15 protein-coding genes are annotated in these 16,722 nt (G+C 64.6%); 13 read left to right on the top strand and 2 right to left on the bottom strand.

The window, feature by feature from the left end:
- Window positions 1–50: 50 nt before the first annotated feature.
- Entirely contained in the window at window positions 51–1,451 is a 1,401-nt protein-coding gene (locus QMX81_RS04895) for a DEAD/DEAH box helicase (protein ID WP_121042519.1), read from the bottom strand.
- A gap of 488 nt (window positions 1,452–1,939) precedes the next feature.
- Here QMX81_RS04895 and QMX81_RS04890 point away from each other — a divergent pair, with 488 nt between their 5' ends.
- Window positions 1,940–2,929 carry a fumarylacetoacetate hydrolase family protein gene (locus QMX81_RS04890; RefSeq protein ID WP_121042521.1) on the top strand — a complete coding sequence of 330 codons (990 nt, stop codon included), beginning with the start codon at window positions 1,940–1,942 and terminating at the stop codon, window positions 2,927–2,929.
- 20 nt (window positions 2,930–2,949) lie between these two features.
- A complete protein-coding gene (gene maiA / locus QMX81_RS04885) occupies window positions 2,950–3,603 on the top strand; it encodes a maleylacetoacetate isomerase (RefSeq protein ID WP_282259203.1) in 654 nt (217 codons plus the stop codon).
- Between the two features lie 68 nt (window positions 3,604–3,671).
- Here maiA and QMX81_RS04880 read toward each other — a convergent pair whose 3' ends face one another.
- Entirely contained in the window at window positions 3,672–4,799 is a 1,128-nt protein-coding gene (locus QMX81_RS04880; RefSeq protein ID WP_121042525.1) for a PilT/PilU family type 4a pilus ATPase, read from the bottom strand.
- A 98-nt stretch (window positions 4,800–4,897) separates the two neighbouring features.
- On the opposite strand from QMX81_RS04880, the gene QMX81_RS04875 reads away from it, so the two are divergent.
- The 11 genes from QMX81_RS04875 to QMX81_RS04825 all read left to right on the top strand — a co-directional run bounded on the left by QMX81_RS04875 (window position 4,898) and on the right by QMX81_RS04825 (window position 16,720).
- Window positions 4,898–5,281, top strand: a complete 384-nt coding sequence (locus QMX81_RS04875) for a DUF4398 domain-containing protein (RefSeq protein ID WP_183073797.1) — start codon at window positions 4,898–4,900, stop codon at window positions 5,279–5,281.
- A gap of 14 nt (window positions 5,282–5,295) precedes the next feature.
- On the top strand, window positions 5,296–6,177 hold the full coding sequence (locus QMX81_RS04870) for a hypothetical protein (RefSeq protein WP_282259245.1): 882 nt from the start codon (window positions 5,296–5,298) through the stop codon (window positions 6,175–6,177).
- Window positions 6,178–6,541: 364 nt separating this feature from the next.
- Window positions 6,542–6,760, top strand: a complete 219-nt coding sequence (locus tag QMX81_RS04865; protein WP_121042527.1) for a YdcH family protein — start codon at window positions 6,542–6,544, stop codon at window positions 6,758–6,760.
- A 152-nt stretch (window positions 6,761–6,912) separates the two neighbouring features.
- Window positions 6,913–8,283 (top strand): pyridoxal-phosphate dependent enzyme, encoded by a 1,371-nt coding sequence (locus QMX81_RS04860; protein ID WP_102788976.1) that lies wholly within the window; start codon window positions 6,913–6,915, stop codon window positions 8,281–8,283.
- Window positions 8,284–8,401: 118 nt separating this feature from the next.
- On the top strand, window positions 8,402–9,604 hold the full coding sequence (locus tag QMX81_RS04855; protein ID WP_282259193.1) for a cystathionine gamma-synthase: 1,203 nt from the start codon (window positions 8,402–8,404) through the stop codon (window positions 9,602–9,604).
- A 52-nt stretch (window positions 9,605–9,656) separates the two neighbouring features.
- A complete protein-coding gene (locus QMX81_RS04850) occupies window positions 9,657–11,015 on the top strand; it encodes a glycosyltransferase family 4 protein (protein ID WP_282259190.1) in 1,359 nt (452 codons plus the stop codon).
- Window positions 11,015–11,803, top strand: coding sequence for an ABC transporter permease (locus tag QMX81_RS04845; RefSeq protein WP_121042533.1), 789 nt, complete (start codon window positions 11,015–11,017; stop codon window positions 11,801–11,803). The genes QMX81_RS04850 and QMX81_RS04845 overlap by 1 nt, the downstream gene beginning before the upstream one ends.
- Before the next feature lie 2 nt (window positions 11,804–11,805).
- Window positions 11,806–12,564 carry an ABC transporter ATP-binding protein gene (locus QMX81_RS04840; RefSeq protein WP_121042535.1) on the top strand — a complete coding sequence of 253 codons (759 nt, stop codon included), beginning with the start codon at window positions 11,806–11,808 and terminating at the stop codon, window positions 12,562–12,564.
- A complete protein-coding gene (locus QMX81_RS04835) occupies window positions 12,539–14,962 on the top strand; it encodes an FkbM family methyltransferase (RefSeq protein ID WP_282259183.1) in 2,424 nt (807 codons plus the stop codon). The genes QMX81_RS04840 and QMX81_RS04835 overlap by 26 nt, the downstream gene beginning before the upstream one ends.
- On the top strand, window positions 14,959–15,591 hold the full coding sequence (locus QMX81_RS04830; protein ID WP_121042537.1) for an acetyltransferase: 633 nt from the start codon (window positions 14,959–14,961) through the stop codon (window positions 15,589–15,591). The genes QMX81_RS04835 and QMX81_RS04830 overlap by 4 nt, the downstream gene beginning before the upstream one ends.
- Before the next feature lie 4 nt (window positions 15,592–15,595).
- A complete protein-coding gene (locus QMX81_RS04825) occupies window positions 15,596–16,720 on the top strand; it encodes a DegT/DnrJ/EryC1/StrS family aminotransferase (protein ID WP_282259180.1) in 1,125 nt (374 codons plus the stop codon).
- Window positions 16,721–16,722: the final 2 nt, after the last annotated feature.

Here is a 16,722-nt window from a genome sequence, read left to right as displayed (position 1 = left end):
GGCGACGCAGATGCGTCGCCCTTGTTGCGTTTCAGCGATGCCCGAGGGAATCAGCTGGCGCGACCGCCACCGCCGCCCTGGCTGCGACCGCCGCCGGCATTGCCACCGCCACGACGCTGGCCCTGCGGCTGGCCACCGCGCGGTGCACCGCGGCCGGCGCCATCACGCTGACCGCCACCGGCCTTCTTCGGGCCGGCATGGGCGTGGCGCGGGGCCTCGGCGTGCGGGCGACGTGCATGCTTGCGCGGCGAACGATCGCCACCCGGCAGTTCGGCCTTGCCCGGCGCGCTGTTGCCCCAGCGGATCGGGGTCTGCGGCTCGAAGCCCGGCACGTCGCGGATGTCCATGTCCTTGTCGAGCAGGCGCACGATCTGGCGCAGCAGCTTGGCTTCGTCCTGCGCCACCAGCGAGATCGCCTGGCCGGTCGAGCCGTTACGGCCGGTACGGCCGATGCGGTGCACGTAATCCTCGGCCACCATCGGCAGGTCGTAGTTGATGACCTTCGGCAGCTCGTTGATGTCGATGCCACGCGCGGCGATGTCGGTGGCGACCAGCACGGTCACGCGGCCGGCCTTGAAGTCACCCAGCGCACGCAGGCGCTGGCCCTGGCTCTTGTTGCCGTGGATCGCCGCGGTCTTGATGCCGGACTTGTCCAGGAACATGGCCAGCTTGTCGCAGCCATGCTTGGTACGGCCGAACACCAGGGTCTGCTCACGGCTGTCCTGGGCCAGAAGATGCAGCAGCAGCTCGCGCTTGCGCGGGCCATCGACCGGGTGCACGCGGTGGCTGATGTTCTCGGCAACGGTGTTCTTCGGCGTGACCTGGATCTGCTCCGGGTTGCGCATGAACTCCAGCGCCAGCTGCTTGATGCTCTCTTCGAAGGTCGCCGAGAACAGCAGGGTCTGGCGGTTCTGGCGCGGCAGCTTGGCGAGGATCTTCTTGATCGACGGCAGGAAGCCCATGTCGAGCATGCGGTCGGCTTCGTCCAGCACCAGGATTTCGATGCCGGAGAGGTCGACGCTGCGACGCTCGATGTGATCGATCAGGCGGCCCGGGCAGGCGACCAGCAGGTCCACGCCACGGCGCAGCACGTCGAACTGGTTGCCCATGCCGACGCCGCCGTAGATGCAGGCGCTCGGGATCCGCAGGTACTTGCTGTAGCCGCGCAGGCTGTCATGCACCTGGGTGGCCAGCTCGCGGGTCGGGGTCAGCACCAGTGCACGCGGGCGGCGCGGGCCATCGACGGCCTGCGGGTTGGTGCCCAGGTGCTGCAGCAGCGGCAGGCCGAACGCGGCGGTCTTGCCGGTACCGGTCTGTGCGCCGGCCAGCAGGTCGCGGCCTTCCAGGGCGAGCGGGATGGCCTGCTCCTGGATCGGGGTGGGGGTTTCGTAGCCCTGCTCGGCCAACGCGCGCAGCAGGAACGGGGCAAGGCCCAAGGATTCAAAAGACATCGGGTGGAAGCTCCAAAGACAAAGTAACGCCAGGCCGAATGGCCGGACGCGAGGCAGATCAATGTGATCGGCTGACTCGGAGCGTTCCCGTAAACCGCGCTGCGAGAATTGGGTGCAGTCGACGCGGTGCGCAGACTGGAATGCATGACGAATGGCGTCGGAGTGGGGGCGGGCGACGGATCGTTTGATCCATATCGCCGGCGATCCCGAAGGGAAACGGACGGCCGCTGCAGACCCGGATAGTCTAACGGATGTTTGAGACCCATACCAAACCCCCCTGTTCAGCTTGGGAGGATCTGCGGACGTATCCGGATCTGCCCGGGACCCCTAGCAATCCGTAGCGACCGGCCGTTGGCCGGGCGGCCTTCGCAAGCGACACCGTCAGCATCATTCGCATGAGCTATCGTCGTTCTGGCGCAGTGCGACTTGGATTGACCGCGCATTTGATTACACTTGAAACCTATTTTCGCGATCCCGGATACCCACCCATGAAGCTTGGTTCTTTGAAGGAAGGCGGCCGCGACGGCACCCTGATCGTGGTCTCGCGCGATCTGCGCCAAGGCGTGCGCGCCACCGGCATCGCCGTGACCCTGCAGCAGGCACTGGAAGACTGGAGTCACCTGGCGCCGCGCCTGAACGCCCTGTATGAATCGCTGAACGACGGCGACGCCGACGGCGTGTTCGATATCGACCTGCAGGCACTGGCCGCCCCGCTGCCGCGTTCCTATGAGTTCGTCGACGGCAGCGCCTACCTGCCGCACGTGGCCCGCGTGCGCCGCGCCCGTGGCGCCGAGGTGCCGGAAAGCTTCTACACCGATCCGCTGATGTACCAGGCCACCAGCGCTGGCTTTTACGGCCCGCGCGATGCGGTCAAGGTGGTCAGCGAGGACTACGGCATCGATCTGGAAGCCGAACTGGTGGTGATCACCGACGACGTGCCGATGGCCGTGACCCCGGAGCAGGCGGCCGGCCACATCCAGCTGATCGGCCTGGTCAACGATGTCTCGCTGCGCAACCTGATCCCGGGCGAGCTGGCCAAGGGCTTCGGCTTCCTGCAGTCCAAGCCGCGTTCGGCGCTGTCGCCGGTGTTCGTCACCCCGGATGAGCTGGGCGAGGCCTGGCAGGACAGCAAGGTCCACCTGCCGCTGGTCACGCACATCAATGGCACCTGGTTCGGCGCGCCGGAAGCAGGCGTGGACATGCAGTTCAACTTCGCCCAGCTGGTCGCGCATGCGGCCAGGACCCGCCCGCTGGGCGCCGGTGCGATCGTCGGCTCGGGCACCATCGCCAACGAAGACACCAGCAAGGGCGCCTCCTGCTTCGCCGAACAGCGCACCGTGGAAACCCTGCGCGACGGCAAGCCGAGCACCCCGTTCATGTCCTTCGGTGATGTGGTGCGGATCGAGATGTTCGACGCGGCCGGCGAGAGCATCTTCGGTGCGATCGAGCAGCGCATCGAGCAGGCGGCCAAGCCCTGATCGCGGGGGCGGAGACCGTCATGGAACCGATCGAACTCTTCAGTTACTGGCGGTCCAGCGCGGCCTACCGCGTGCGCATCGGGCTGAACCTCAAGGGCCTGCCGCACCGGATCACCCCGGTGCACCTGGTCCGCGAGGGCGGGGAGCAGCACAGCGCGGCCTATGCCGCGCTCAACCCGCAGGAACTGGTGCCGACGCTGCGCCATGGCGAGCGGGTGCTGCAGCAGTCGATGGCGATCCTGGACTACCTGGACGAGGTGTTTCCGGCCACGCCGTTGCTGCCCGGCGATGCCGAGGGCAGGGCGCGCGTGCGTGCGCTGGCCCAGCTGGTGGCCTGTGACATCCACCCGCTGAACAACCTGCGGGTGATGCAGTTCCTGGAGCGCACCTTGCAGGCCAGCGCCGAGGCGCGCACGCAATGGACGCTGCACTGGATGGCGGAGGGGCTGGCGGCGATGGAAACGCTGCTGGCCGGCCATGCCGCGACGGGGACGTTCTGCCATGGCGAGCAGCCCGGGCTGGCCGATGCCTGCCTGGTGCCGCAGCTGTACAACGCGCACCGGTTCGGCCTGGCGCTGGCGCCGTACCCGACCCTGCAGCGGATCGAGGTGGCGTGCCTGGCGTTGCCGGCATTCGACGCGGCGCGGCCGGAGAACCAGATCGACGCAGGGTGAGGGGCAGGCATCGACCGTTGCTCGATGCGCCGTGTCAATTGCCCCCACCAACGGTGGGGCCTACACCGTCAGAACCCGTGCGTGATCGCCGGTGCCGAGCTGGCTGAGTAATCCGCGTACGGATCGTGCTCGTTGCCGCCCTCGGACAGCCGGAACTTCAGCGCCAGGCCATCGCGCGAGTCGGCCGCGCGCAGCGCTTCCTCCTGCTCGATGATGCCGTTCTTGGCCATCCGGAACAGGCACTGGTCGAAGCTCTCCATGCCTTCTTCCAGCGAGGCTTCCATCGCCGCCTTGATCTCGTGCACCTGGCCGCGGCGCAGCAGGTCGCGGATCATCGGGGTGTTGATCAGCACCTCGGTGGCCGGCAGGCGGCGCCCGTCCTTGCCCTTGACCAGGCGCTGGGAGACCACCGCGCGCAGGTTCAGCGAGAGGTTCATCAGCACGTTGCGGTGCGCGCTCTCAGGGAAGAAGTTGAGGATGCGCTCGATGGTCTGGTCGGCGTTGTTGGAGTGCAGGGTGGCCAGGCACAGGTGCCCGGTTTCGGCGAAGGCGATCGCCGCTTCCATGGTTTCCGCATCCAGGATTTCGCCGATCAGGATGACATCGGGCGCTTCACGCATCGCGTTCTTCAGCGCGTGGTGGAAGGTATGTGTGTCCAGCCCGACCTCGCGCTGGTTCACGATCGACATCTTGTGCTTGTGCAGGTACTCGATCGGGTCCTCGATGGTGAGGATGTGCCCGGTCGTTGTGCTGTTGCGGTGGTCGATCATCGAGGCCAGCGAGGTGGACTTGCCCGAGCCGGTCGAGCCGACCACCAGCACCAGCCCGCGCGGGGTCATGATGACGTCCTTGAGCACCTGCGGCAGGTTGAGCTCTTCGATGCTGGGGATCTTGCTGCGGATCGCACGGATCACCATGCCGACCTCGCCGCGCTGCTTGAACACGTTGACGCGGAAGCGCCCGGCATCGGGCAGGGCAATGGCCATGTTGAGCTCGAGCTCGCGCTCGAACTGCGGGGCCTGGCCTTCATCCATCAACGAGTAGGCGATCTTCTTGACCATCCCGGGCGGCAGCCCGGTATTGCCCAGCGGATAGAGTTTCCCCTCGATCTTGATGTATACCGGTGCTCCGGTCGTCAAGAACATGTCCGACGCGTTCTTTTCGGTCATCAGCTTCAGGAAATAGCCGATATCCATGCGAAATGTTTCCCCAACAATCAGCGGCTTGCCATTGCAAGCGCACCGCAGGCTTCCGACAATGGCCGTGCACACAACTTCTGGCGACGGCACCCCCAATGAAACCTAGCTTCGCACAAATACGACGGGCCCTGTATGTGACGGTGTGCGCATTCGCGCTCTCTGGTGCCGCACAAGCGCAGGATGGCGCCCTGGAACTGATGCAGGCCCGGCAGGCGGTCGACAAGGCCACCCAGGCCGATGCCGACCAGTACGCCCCGGACCTGATCGCCGTGGCCCGCCAAGGGCTCGAGCAGGCCCAGCGTGCCGCTGGCGACCGCCGGGAGCGCAAGAACGCGCCGATGCTGGCCGTTCGCGCCACCGTCGATGCCGACCTGGCCCGCGCCCGCAGCGAAGAAGCCACCGCCACCGCCCAGCTGCAGCTGCGCCGCAATGAAGTCAGCCAGCTGCAGCGCCAGCTCGCCACCGGGGAAGACCGCTGATGATGTCCACCAAGATGCGCCTGCCCTGCCTGCTGCTGGCCGCCAGCCTGAGCCTGCCGGTGCTGGTCCAGGCCGCCGATGACCCGGCCGTGGCCCAGCTGACCCAGCGCCTGATGGCGATCCAGGCCAATCCGGATGCGGCCCAGCTGGCCGCCTTCGAGCGCCTGCAGGCCCAGCAGGCCGTGGCCGATCTGGCCAAGGCCAAGCGCCGGGATCTGGACCAGGCCCGCTACCTGGCCGAGCGCCGGGTCGAGATCGCCGAAACCAGCGTCCGCGCCGCCCTGGCCCAGCGTGAGGTCGATCAGCTTGAACGCACCCGCAGCGAGCTGCTGATCGAAGCCAGCCGCCGCGACGCCCAGCGGGCCCGCCAGGAAGCCGAGCGCCTGCGCGTGCAGGCCCAGATCCAGGCCGAGGAAAGCGAACGCCTGCGCCAGGCGGCCGAACAGGAAGCCCTGGCCCGCCAGGACGCCGAAACCGCGCTGACCAGCGTGGCCGGCAAGCAGACCGCCCGCCTGAGCGCGGCCCAGCAGAACGCGGCCAAGCTGGCCCGCGAAGAAGCCGAGCTGGTGGCAGGCAGCAAGCTGCCGGGCTCCAAATTCGACAGCCGTGGCGAAGTATTCACCTTCAATGGCGACGCCTTCGCAGCCGGCAAGGGCAGCCTGTCCGGCGGCGCCAAGGGCCAGGCCAAGGCCTTGGCCGAGTACCTGAACATCGGCAAGAAGGGCCGGGTCCGGATCGAGGCGTACGACGCTGCGGCCGGTGTCGGGCAGCAGCGCGCCGAGGCGCTGCGCGATGCGCTCGTGGCTGCCGGTGTCAGTGCCAGCCGGCTGCAGGTCAGCGGCAAGAAGGCCGCCGCGACCAAGGCCCGCTCGGCGGAGGTCATCATCGCGCCCTGATGCCGGGCCGGTGCTGCGTCATGATCGGGGGTCATGACGCAACTGGTTGTTTTTGTTTAATTTTCGTTGTTCTGCGCGTTCAGCCTGAACCCTGCTTAGGCGGGGTCGACGATATCGTTTGAAAGGGTTGAACCGGCCCCGAAGCAAGCGTAGGGTCAGTTGTCCGGGTCGCCTTCCGCGGCCCGGACGATAGGAGGGCCGGCAATGCACCAGCGCCACGAATCACAGCAGTCGCAGGTCCAGTCGCTACTGGACGCCGCTGCGGGTTCGCAGGTCAGGGTTGCCAGTCACTCCGCCCCAAGCAGCGCCCCGTGCCGTCAGGCCGGGGCGTTCTTGTTTCTGCAGAAGCGATAGGAGGTTCATCATGTTTGAAGGTCAGCCCCAGAGCGATATCGACGCACGGCGCAAGCAGGATCCGGAATTCAAGGCGCTCTACGAACGGCACCAGAAGTTGAACAAGAAGTGCATGGATGCCGAGCTGGGTGTGCTTCCGATAGACAGCCTCACCCTGGGACAGATGAAGCGTGAAAAGCTGCTGGCCAAGCAGAGACTGGAACGGATGTACGCCTCCCCCGTGCACTGACCCCCCTTACCGCCCTACGTCGCGGGCGGTTCCGGTCTCCTCGTCGACCGGTGCCGTCCGCGCCGCTTATGAACGCGGCAACCTGACTTTCGCCGCCAACCGTCGGATAATCACCGGTCCGGCCGCCTTGCGGCGCGAATCGATGTGAACCGATGGCAATCCACTCCTCCGTACTCGAACTCATTGGCCAGACCCCGATCGTCAAGGCCCAGCGCCTGGATACCGGTGTCTGCGAGCTTTACCTGAAGCTCGAGAGTGCCAATCCCGGAGGATCGATCAAGGACCGCATCGGCCTGTCGATGATTGAAGCCGCCGAGCAGCGTGGCGACCTCAAGCCGGGCGCGACCCTGGTCGAGGGCACCGCCGGCAACACTGGCCTGGGCCTGGCGCTGGTCGCCCAGCAGAAGGGCTACAAGCTGATCCTGGTCGTGCCGGACAAGATGAGCCGCGAGAAGATCTTCAATCTCAAGGCGATGGGCGCCGAAGTGCGGCTGACCCGTTCGGACGTGGCCAAGGGCCACCCGGAGTACTACCAGGACATGGCCAAGCGCGTGGCCGAGGAAACCCCTGGCGCGTACTTCATCAACCAGTTCGGCAACCCGGACAACCCGGCCGCCCATGAATTCGGCACCGGCCCGGAAATCCTGGCGCAGATGGACGGCGACCTGGACGCGATCGTGTTCGGCTGTGGCAGCTCCGGCACCATGACCGGCCTGTCGCGCGCCTTCTCCACCCTCTCGCCGAAGACCGAACTGGTCCTGGCCGACCCGGTCGGCTCGATCCTGGCCGAATACATCAATGACGGCGTGCTCAACGACAAGTCGGGCAGCTGGCTGGTGGAAGGCATCGGCGAGGACTTCCTGCCCTCGATCGCCGATTTCAGCCGCGTCACCAAGGCCTACGCGATCAGCGATGCCGAGAGCTTCCATACCGCACGCGAGCTGCTGGGCAAGGAAGGCATCCTCGGCGGTTCCTCGACCGGCACCCTGCTGGCCGCGGCGCTGAAGTACTGCAAAGAGCAGACCACCCCGAAGAAGGTGCTGGTGCTGGTCTGCGATACCGGCAACAAGTACCTGTCCAAGATGTACAACGACTACTGGATGCTGGACAACGGCTTCCTGGAGCGCCCGCAGTCGGGCGACCTGCGCGACCTGATCCTGCGCCCGTACGGGCAGCGCGACACCGTCGTGATCGGTCCTAATGATCTACTCACCACCGCCTACCAGCGCATGAAGCTGTATGACGTGTCGCAGCTGCCGGTGATGGACGGCGACCAGCTGGTCGGCATCGTCGATGAAAGCGACGTCCTGCTGCATGTGTACGGCGACGAAGCCCGCTTCCGCGACCCGGTCGCCACCGCGATGGTCAGCAAACTGGATCGCCTGGACGTGAAATCCCCGATCGAGGCCCTGCTGCCGGTGTTCGACCGCGGCCAGGTCGCCATCGTCATGGACGGCGCCAATTTCCTCGGCCTGATCACCCGCATCGATCTGCTGAACTACCTGCGCCGGCGCGTACAGTAAGCGTCTGCGTCGCAATGAATTCCTGTTTATCCGCGTCAACGGCCGATTAAGCCGCCGCTGATAGACTTCCGCTCCTTTTGCGGAGCCCCCATGGGGGCTTCTATTGCTGGGAAACAACATGTCCGATCACGCTTCTTCCGGGCACGGCGACCGCTCGCTCGCCCTGGCCACGCTGGCGATCCATGGCGGCCAGTCGCCGGATCCGAGCACCGGCGCGGTGATGCCGCCGATCTATGCGACCTCCACCTATGCCCAGTCCAGCCCCGGCGAACACCAGGGCTTCGAGTACTCGCGTACCCACAATCCCACCCGCTTCGCCTACGAGCGTTGCGTGGCCTCCCTGGAAGGCGGCAGCCGCGGTTACGCGTTCGCCTCGGGCATGGCCGCCAGCTCCACGGTGATGGAGCTGCTGGATGCCGGCAGCCACGTCGTGGCGATGGACGATATCTACGGCGGGACCTTCCGCCTGTTCGAGCGCGTGCGTAAGCGCACCGCCGGCCTGCAGTTCAGCTTCGTCGACCTGACCGACCTGGCCGCGTTGGAGGCCTCGATCACCCCGCAGACGAAGATGGTCTGGATCGAGACGCCGACCAACCCGATGCTGAAGATCGTGGACATCGCCGCAGTCGCTGCGATCGCCAAGCGCCACAACCTGCTGGTGGTGGTGGACAACACCTTCGCCTCGCCGATGCTGCAGCGCCCGCTGGAGCAGGGCGCGGACCTGGTCCTGCACTCGGCCACCAAGTACCTCAACGGGCACTCGGACATGGTCGGTGGCATGGTCGTGGTCGGCGACAACGCCGAACTGGCCGAGCAGATGGCCTTCCTGCAGAACTCCATCGGCGCCGTGCAGGGCCCGTTCGACAGCTTCCTGGCGCTGCGCGGCCTGAAGACCCTGCCGCTGCGCATGAAGGCGCACTGCGCCAACGCGCTGGCCCTGGCCCAGTGGCTGGAAAAGCACCCGGCCGTGGAGAAGGTCATCTATCCCGGCCTGACTTCGCACCCGCAGCACGAGCTGGCGACCCGCCAGATGAACGGCTACGGCGGCATCGTCTCGATCGTCCTCAAGGGCGGTTACGCGGCGGCCAAGCGTTTCTGCGAGAAGACCGAACTGTTCACCTTGGCCGAGTCGCTGGGTGGCGTGGAAAGCCTGGTGAATCATCCGGCGGTGATGACGCATGCGTCGATTCCGGTGGAACGTCGGGAAAAGCTGGGCATCAGTGATGCGCTGGTGCGGCTGAGCGTGGGCGTGGAAGACCTGGGTGATCTGCAGGTGGATCTGGAGACGGCTCTGTCGGCCGGATCGGGCGGCGTCGGCTGAGATGGCCGATCCCACTGTCATGGTTCCGCTGCGCCATCGCCTGGTGCAGTGGGTGGTCAGCCAGGCCTGGTTGAGGGCGATATACCGGCTCGTGCCGGCCGCGCTGCGCAACCGGGTGACCGGGCGGCTGATGGCGCCCCCGGAGCCGGTGTACTGTCGCTTTGAGAATGAAGACCGCTGGGAACAGCGCCGGCACGCGGTTCCCGATGCGCCGGTGCACTTCTTCGGGCAGGCCGACCCCGCCTGGGCGGGACACGGTGTCAACGTGTTCGCCTACCTGCGCGGTCAATTCGGCCTGGCCGAGTGCGCGCGTCTGTACTCCCGCGCGCTGCTGGGGGCACGTTATCCCGCCGCGCTGGTGGACGTGGACATCAACTTGCCGCACGGTTGGAATGATCGCAGTCTCGACGCATACATCAGCGACGCGGCGCCACATCGGGTGCATCTGGTCTTCATCAATCCTGATTTCCTGGACGCTGCACTTGATCAGATTGGCAAGGCCCGCCTGGAGGGTGGCTACATCATTGCGTGCTGGTTCTGGGAACTTGAGAACATCCCCTCGACCTGGCTGCCGGCGCTGCAGCAGGTCGACGAGGTCCTAGTTGCATCGCGCTACGTCGGCGAGGCCTTCGCGCGGGTTACCGACAAGCCCATCCTGTGCGTTCCGCTGCCTCTCAGTGATGTCGGCGACAGTGGCCTGCAGCGCGAGGACTTCGGCATTGCGTCGGGCGACTTCGTGTTCCTGACTTCGTTCGACTTCAACTCCTACGTACACCGGAAGAACCCGTTCGCTGCGATCCAGGCCTTCCAGCAGGCGTTCCCGGCCGAGCGCAAGGGCGTGCAGCTGCTGATCAAAACCAGCAACGGTTATCGTCGCCCCGAGCGCCTGCAGCTGTTGCTGGACGCGACGTCGGGCGATCCGCGCATCGTGGTGCGCGACCAGGTGCTTGACCGCGCTGACGTGCAGGCGCTGCAGCGCTGCGCCGACGTCTATGTATCGCTGCACCATGCGGAAGGATTTGGCCTCGGCCTGGCCGAGTGCATGGCCCAGGGCAAGCCGGTCATCGGCACTGGCTGGTCCGGCAACATGGAGTTCATGGATGCCAAGAACAGCGCTCTGGTCGACTACACGTTGGTACCGGTCATGGAAGGCGAATATGCGCACCATGAAGGCCAGCGCTGGGCAGCGGCGGACGTGGTCGACGCGGCGCGCTGGATGCGCCGGCTGGCCGACGAGCCCCAGCTTGCTCTGGCCATGGGCGAACGCGCCCGTGAGTCGGTATTGCAGACGCTGTCGCCCGAACGCGCAGCGCGCGCGCTTATCGCCCGGATCGAACAGATCCACCAGCAGCGCGGACTGATCTCCACCCCGTCCACCGTTCCCCCCTCCCGCCAGGAAGGATCAAACTGATGCACAGCTATTCCGCCACCTTCAAGGACCTTCGTGAAGGTATCCAGGGGGCCAAAGTTTCATTCCATATTGCCAAGGGGGACATCCAGGCGCGCTACCGGCGCAGTGTGCTAGGGCCGTTCTGGCAGTCGCTGGCCACCGCCGTCGGCGTGGTCGGTCTGGGCCTGCTGTGGAGCCAGCTGCTCAACATTGACCGGGAAAAATTCATTCCTACCCTTACCGCCGGCCTGATCATCTGGCAGATGCTGGCAGGGGTACTGATCGAAAGCTGCGGGCTGTTCGTCCGGCAGGCGTCGATCATCCGTAACGTGGTCATGCCCTTGTCGGTCCATCCGATGAGCATCGTGATTCGCTATGTGGTCAACTTCGCGCACAGCCTGATCGTCTTCGTGATCGTGGCAGTGTTCATGAAGATCGAGGTGAACTGGAACACGCTGCTGTTCATTCCCGGCCTGCTGCTGGTCATGGCCAACATGCTCTGGCTCTCGTTCGCGTTCGGCGTGATGGGCGCTCGTTACCGCGACCTCGAGTACGGCGTGGCATCGATCATGCCGATGCTGTTCCTGATCAGTCCGGTCATGTACCGCTTGGAGAACCTTCCGTTCTCCTCGATGATCCTTGAGTTCAATCCCTTTACTTACCTGATCGAAGTGCTGCGCGCCCCGATGCTGGGTCACGTACCGTCCCTGACCACGTACGTGGTGTTGGTCGTCGGCGCTGTCGTCGGCTGGATCGTGGCGTTCTGGTTCCTGCACAAAGCCAAGCTGCGCCTGCCTTTCTGGATCTGATGATGACCGCCAAGCTCAATTTCGAGAACGTTACCCTCCGCTATCCCATCTACAACTCGCACAGCCTGTCGCTGCGCCGGAAGATGATGGGCATCGCCACCGGTGGCCGCCTGCAGGCCGGCAGTGGTCAGATTACCCAGGTCACCGCACTGGACAATGTGTCCTTCTCCCTCAAGCAGGGCGATGCGATTGGTATCGTCGGCCACAACGGCGCAGGCAAGAGCACTTTGTTGCGAACCATGGCCGGCATCTACACCCCGCTGGAAGGCCGTATCGAGCGCGTTGGCCGGGTCGCCACCATGCTCGAAGTCGGTGCCGGCATGGACCCGGAACTGTCCGGGTATGAAAACATCCGCCGGATGGGCTTGATGCTCGGGCTCACCCTGAAGGAAATCAACGCGCGCATTCCGGAAATCGAGGAGTTCACCGACTTGGGCGATTTCCTCCAGCTGGCGGTGCGCACCTATTCGGCCGGCATGGCCATGCGCCTGATGTTTGCCGTGGCGACCTGCACCACACCCGATATCCTGCTCGTTGACGAGGTTTTCGATGTTGGCGATGAAGCGTTCAAGGAGCGTGCTTCGGCGCGCATGCACAACTTCATCAAGTCCTCCCAGATCTTCTGCCTGGCCTCGCATTCGATGGACACAATCGCCGAATATTGCAACCGCGTATTCGTGCTCAACCACGGCACGCTTCGCGAAATCCCGGTCTCACAGCTGACAACGGAAGGTTATGGCATTGAATCTCAGGCTGGGTAACGCGGTCAGATCCGCGGCGGACAAGGCGGTGCAGTCGCGCGCCACCGACGGTTTCCTTGCGCCCGGGCAGGAGGTCGAGATCTCCAATGCTCGCTACTCGGGAACGGAGGCATTGACCATGCGCGGCTTCGCGGTTCCGGAGGAAGACGGCGTATGGTCAACCGCGGCAGTAGCCAGGGTGGACGTCCGCATGCGTGCTGCCAAGGTCAATCGGCGCTACCGCGTTGTGATAGGCGCCATGCTCTTCCAGGTGCCCGGTCATCGCGCGCTGGTGGCGATCAGCGTCAATGGCGGGCCGCCGAACCAGGTGCTTGGCAGCGGGGCCGGATGGATGCAGATCGAAGCCGATTGCCAACTTGGCAAAGTCGGTCGGTCACCGGGCGTTTCCATTGAGTTTCAGATCGCCAATCCGATGTCCCCCAACGCACTGAACATGGGGGATGATCATCGATTGCTGGGGCTTAAGCTCAGGTCCATTCGGATCGTGGACATCGGCCTTTCCGCGGGTGCTGAGTCGGACGAGGAGGAGGATGCTGCGCCGGTGGTCAACCCGTCGGGTGTTGACGTTCCCAGCGCTGCAGCAGTCGAAGAGCTGTCGCCGCCCCGCTCGCCGGGTGAGGTGATCCATGCGCTGGCCAGCCGTGGTCCCCTATGGCGAAAGGTTCTGATCGACAGGAATCCGCTGGTTCGAATCGCGCGCTGGATGCGTCGCGTCACGCGTTCACTGCAGGGAATGCAGCAGCAGTTGGACCTGATTCGCCTGGATTCCGCGCGGCAGACCCGCGAACTGGCCCAACGGGTCAGTGAGATTGAACTCGACGCGGCGGCCAAGCGGGCCGAACATGAGCGCGTCATGTCAGGCGGCGATGCCATCATGCAGCAGCTGCAGCAGAACCACGCGCGCCTGATGTCGATCGATACCGCGCGTGGGGACCATGCCCAGGGGCTAGGCGCGCTTGCCAGCAGTACGTCGGACTTGGCGCGCAATTACGACCAGTTCGTCGAAACACTGCGCAAGAAACAGCAGACCCAGCAGGCCATGGTGGAAGCTTTCGACGCCGTGGATGCCCGCATGCGCACGTTGGACGAGCGTATGGCGCAGCTGCGCACCGATCACGAACGGCGGTTCGGGATGGGTGTGGGAGAGCTGACTGCCCGCCAGGCTGACCTTCTGGATCTCATGAATGCCGTCGACCACCGTTGGCGTGAATCCCATGCGGCGTTGCACGACTCGATGCAGAAAGTGGTTGATGTCTCCATAAGCAAGGGTCGTTCGAATGACGATGCTGCGGCACTGGCCAGGCTGGACGACCTGGTGCGTTCAATCGCCGTGGCCCAGACGGGGCTTGGCGAGAGTCTGCAGGAACAGGCCGATCAGCTAAGCAACCTGATTGCACACGGTGGCGCAGCTGACCCGGAGGCAGCCAGCCTGCCGGCGATGTTCATTGCCGCCCACGAAAAACTGGATGCAATCGGGTTGCAGACGGCACAAGCGGTAGACGTTCTGGTGGCTGCGCATGAAAAACTCGATGCCCAGCGTCGCGGGCTGGAAGCTTTGCCCGCGATGGTTTCGAGCCATGCCACAGGCAATAGGCGGGTGCTGCGTGCCCAGCATGGCTGGCTCATCGCGACCGGCTTCGGGTACTTCTCATGCGACGAGCACGATGACCTCTTGGCGATGTGCCTGGCGGAGTTCGGGGACGTGGAGCGGGGCCTTCGCCTCTTCCTGGAGGCAGTGCTCGCCCCCGGCGATTTCTTCGTGGACGTCGGCGCCAATATCGGCCTGCACACCGTGGTTGCGGCGCGTCGCGTCGGGAGGGAAGGACGGGTGGTAGCGGTGGAGGCGATGCCGCGTACTGTCCAGCATCTGCGTACGTCGCTGCGCCTGAGCGGAGTGGAGGATCGGGTCACGGTGTTCCCCTTCGCAGCAGGTGCCCGCGATGAGGTTGGTCACGCATTCCACATTGCATCTGTGGCAGGGCACAGCTCCCTGTATCCCCTGGATGAGGAAACCGTCGAAGAGGTACGGGTGGACATCCGGACCCTTGATGGATTGGTGCCCGCAGGTACGGTGAAGTTGGTCAAAATCGATGTCGAAGGGGCCGAGCTGGACGTCATTGCCGGCATGACCCGTTTGATCGAGCAGAATCCACACGTTGGCATCATTGCAGAATATGCGGAATCCCATCTCGCACGCGTGGGGACGGCGCCCGACCATTGGGAGCAGATGCGTGCCGAGCATGGGTTCGAGCTGTATCTCATCGACGACCTGAATGGGCACTGCCAGCGCCTCTCCGCGTTCGGAGAACTCGCGGGGCGAGTAAGTTCCAACATTCTGCTCTGTCGTGATGGCAGCGATGTGGCATGGCCCGGAATTCCCGGTCGGGCGGGCACATGACCAGGGTCGCCGTGGTGGGCGCCGGCGGGCATGCCAAGGTCATTATCGATCTTCTGCGCGCGGGAGGGCACGAGGTGGTTGCCTGCCTTGATGCCGGGCGGGAAGGCCAGGTTGTCAATGGGGTGCCCGTACTCGGTGCCGAGGCAGCCGTACTGCCCGTGCTGGCCGCCGATGGAGTTGCGGCTGCCTTCGTCGCGCTAGGAGATAACCGGCTGCGCCGCAAGGTGGCTGCAACAGTGGAGGCGATGGGCTTTGAAATCGTCAACGCCATTGGGAAAACCGCGGTCATCTCCCCGTCGGCGTCGCTGGGAAAAGGCTGCGCCATCATGGAAGGGACCGTGATCAATGCGGATGCGCGTATCGGCGATTTCGCTATAATCAATACAAATGCGTCAATCGATCATGATTGCCAGATTGGCGCATTCGCCCATATTGCCCCCGGTAGTGCGCTGGCTGGCACCGTGACGGTCGGTGACGCGGTGTTCATGGGGGTCGGTTCACGCGCGATCCCAGGGATCACCATTGCAGAAGGTGCCATCGTTGGCGCCGGCGCTGTGGTTGTCCGGGACATTGGCTCGCCAAGCACGTGGGTGGGAGTACCGGCCCGACAAATTTCGAAAAAGGATTGATCCAATGTTGTCGACAAAGCGGATCCCCGTTGCCGTTCCTAGTCTGAACGGAAACGAGAAAAAATATGTGAACGAATGTCTCGATTCGACCTGGATCTCATCGGCCGGCGAGTTCATTGGAAGGTTCGAGAAGAGTTTCGCTGACTTCTGCGGCGTCCGCCACGCTGTAGCCATCAACAATGGCACCACGGCAATTCACCTGGCTTTGGTGGCGCTGGGCATTGGCGAAGGTGACGAGGTTCTGATCCCGACCCTTACCTATATCGCCACCGCCAATGCTGTCGCCTACTGCAATGCGAAGCCGGTGCTGGTGGATTCCGAACCGGGCACGATGAACATTGACCCGGCTAAGCTCGAAGCTAAGATCACGCCCCGCACCAAGGCCATCATCGTGGTTCACCTGTATGGCCACCCGACGGACATGGGCCCGGTGATGGAGATCGCGCGCCGACACAACCTCAAAGTGATCGAAGACGCTGCGGAGGCGCATGGCGCCGAGTACAACGGCAAGCGTGTCGGTGGTATCGGCGACTGCGCAACCTTCAGCTTCTTCGGCAATAAGATTGTCACCACCGGCGAAGGAGGGATGGTAACCACCGATGACGACGATCTGGCCGCGCGCCTACGCCTGTATCGTGGGCAGGGCATGGATCCCAAGCGTCGTTACTGGTTCCCGGTGGTGGGTTACAACTACCGGATGACCAACGTCGCCGCGGCGATCGGGCTGGCGCAGATGGAGCGGATCGAAGAAGCGCTGGAAACGCGCCAGAAGATCGCAGGCTGGTACGACCAGGCCTTTGCCGCGCACACAAACATCATCGAACGCCCCGTGGTGGCCAGTTACGCCCACCACGTGTACTGGATGTATACCGTGCTGCTCACGGGACTGTCCGACGCCCAGCGCGATGAGGTCATGCGCCTCATGGATGCAGATGGCGTTGAAACCCGACCGGTGTTTTACCCGATGCACGTGCTTCCTCCCTACCTTCAGGACGGCGCCGAATTCGCAGTGGCCAATGACCAGGCTGCGCGCGGCGTGAACCTGCCCACTCATGCCCAGCTGGACGCCGGGGACATCGAAAGGATTGTCGCCTCGCTGGTATCGGCCATCCGCCAAGCAGGTCGCTGACG

Origin of the sequence: Stenotrophomonas sp. PS02301, from assembly GCF_029959485.1 — a bacterium.
Classification (GTDB): Bacteria; Pseudomonadota; Gammaproteobacteria; order Xanthomonadales; family Xanthomonadaceae; genus Stenotrophomonas; species Stenotrophomonas maltophilia_Z.
This window is presented reverse-complemented; position numbering and strand designations above follow the sequence as displayed.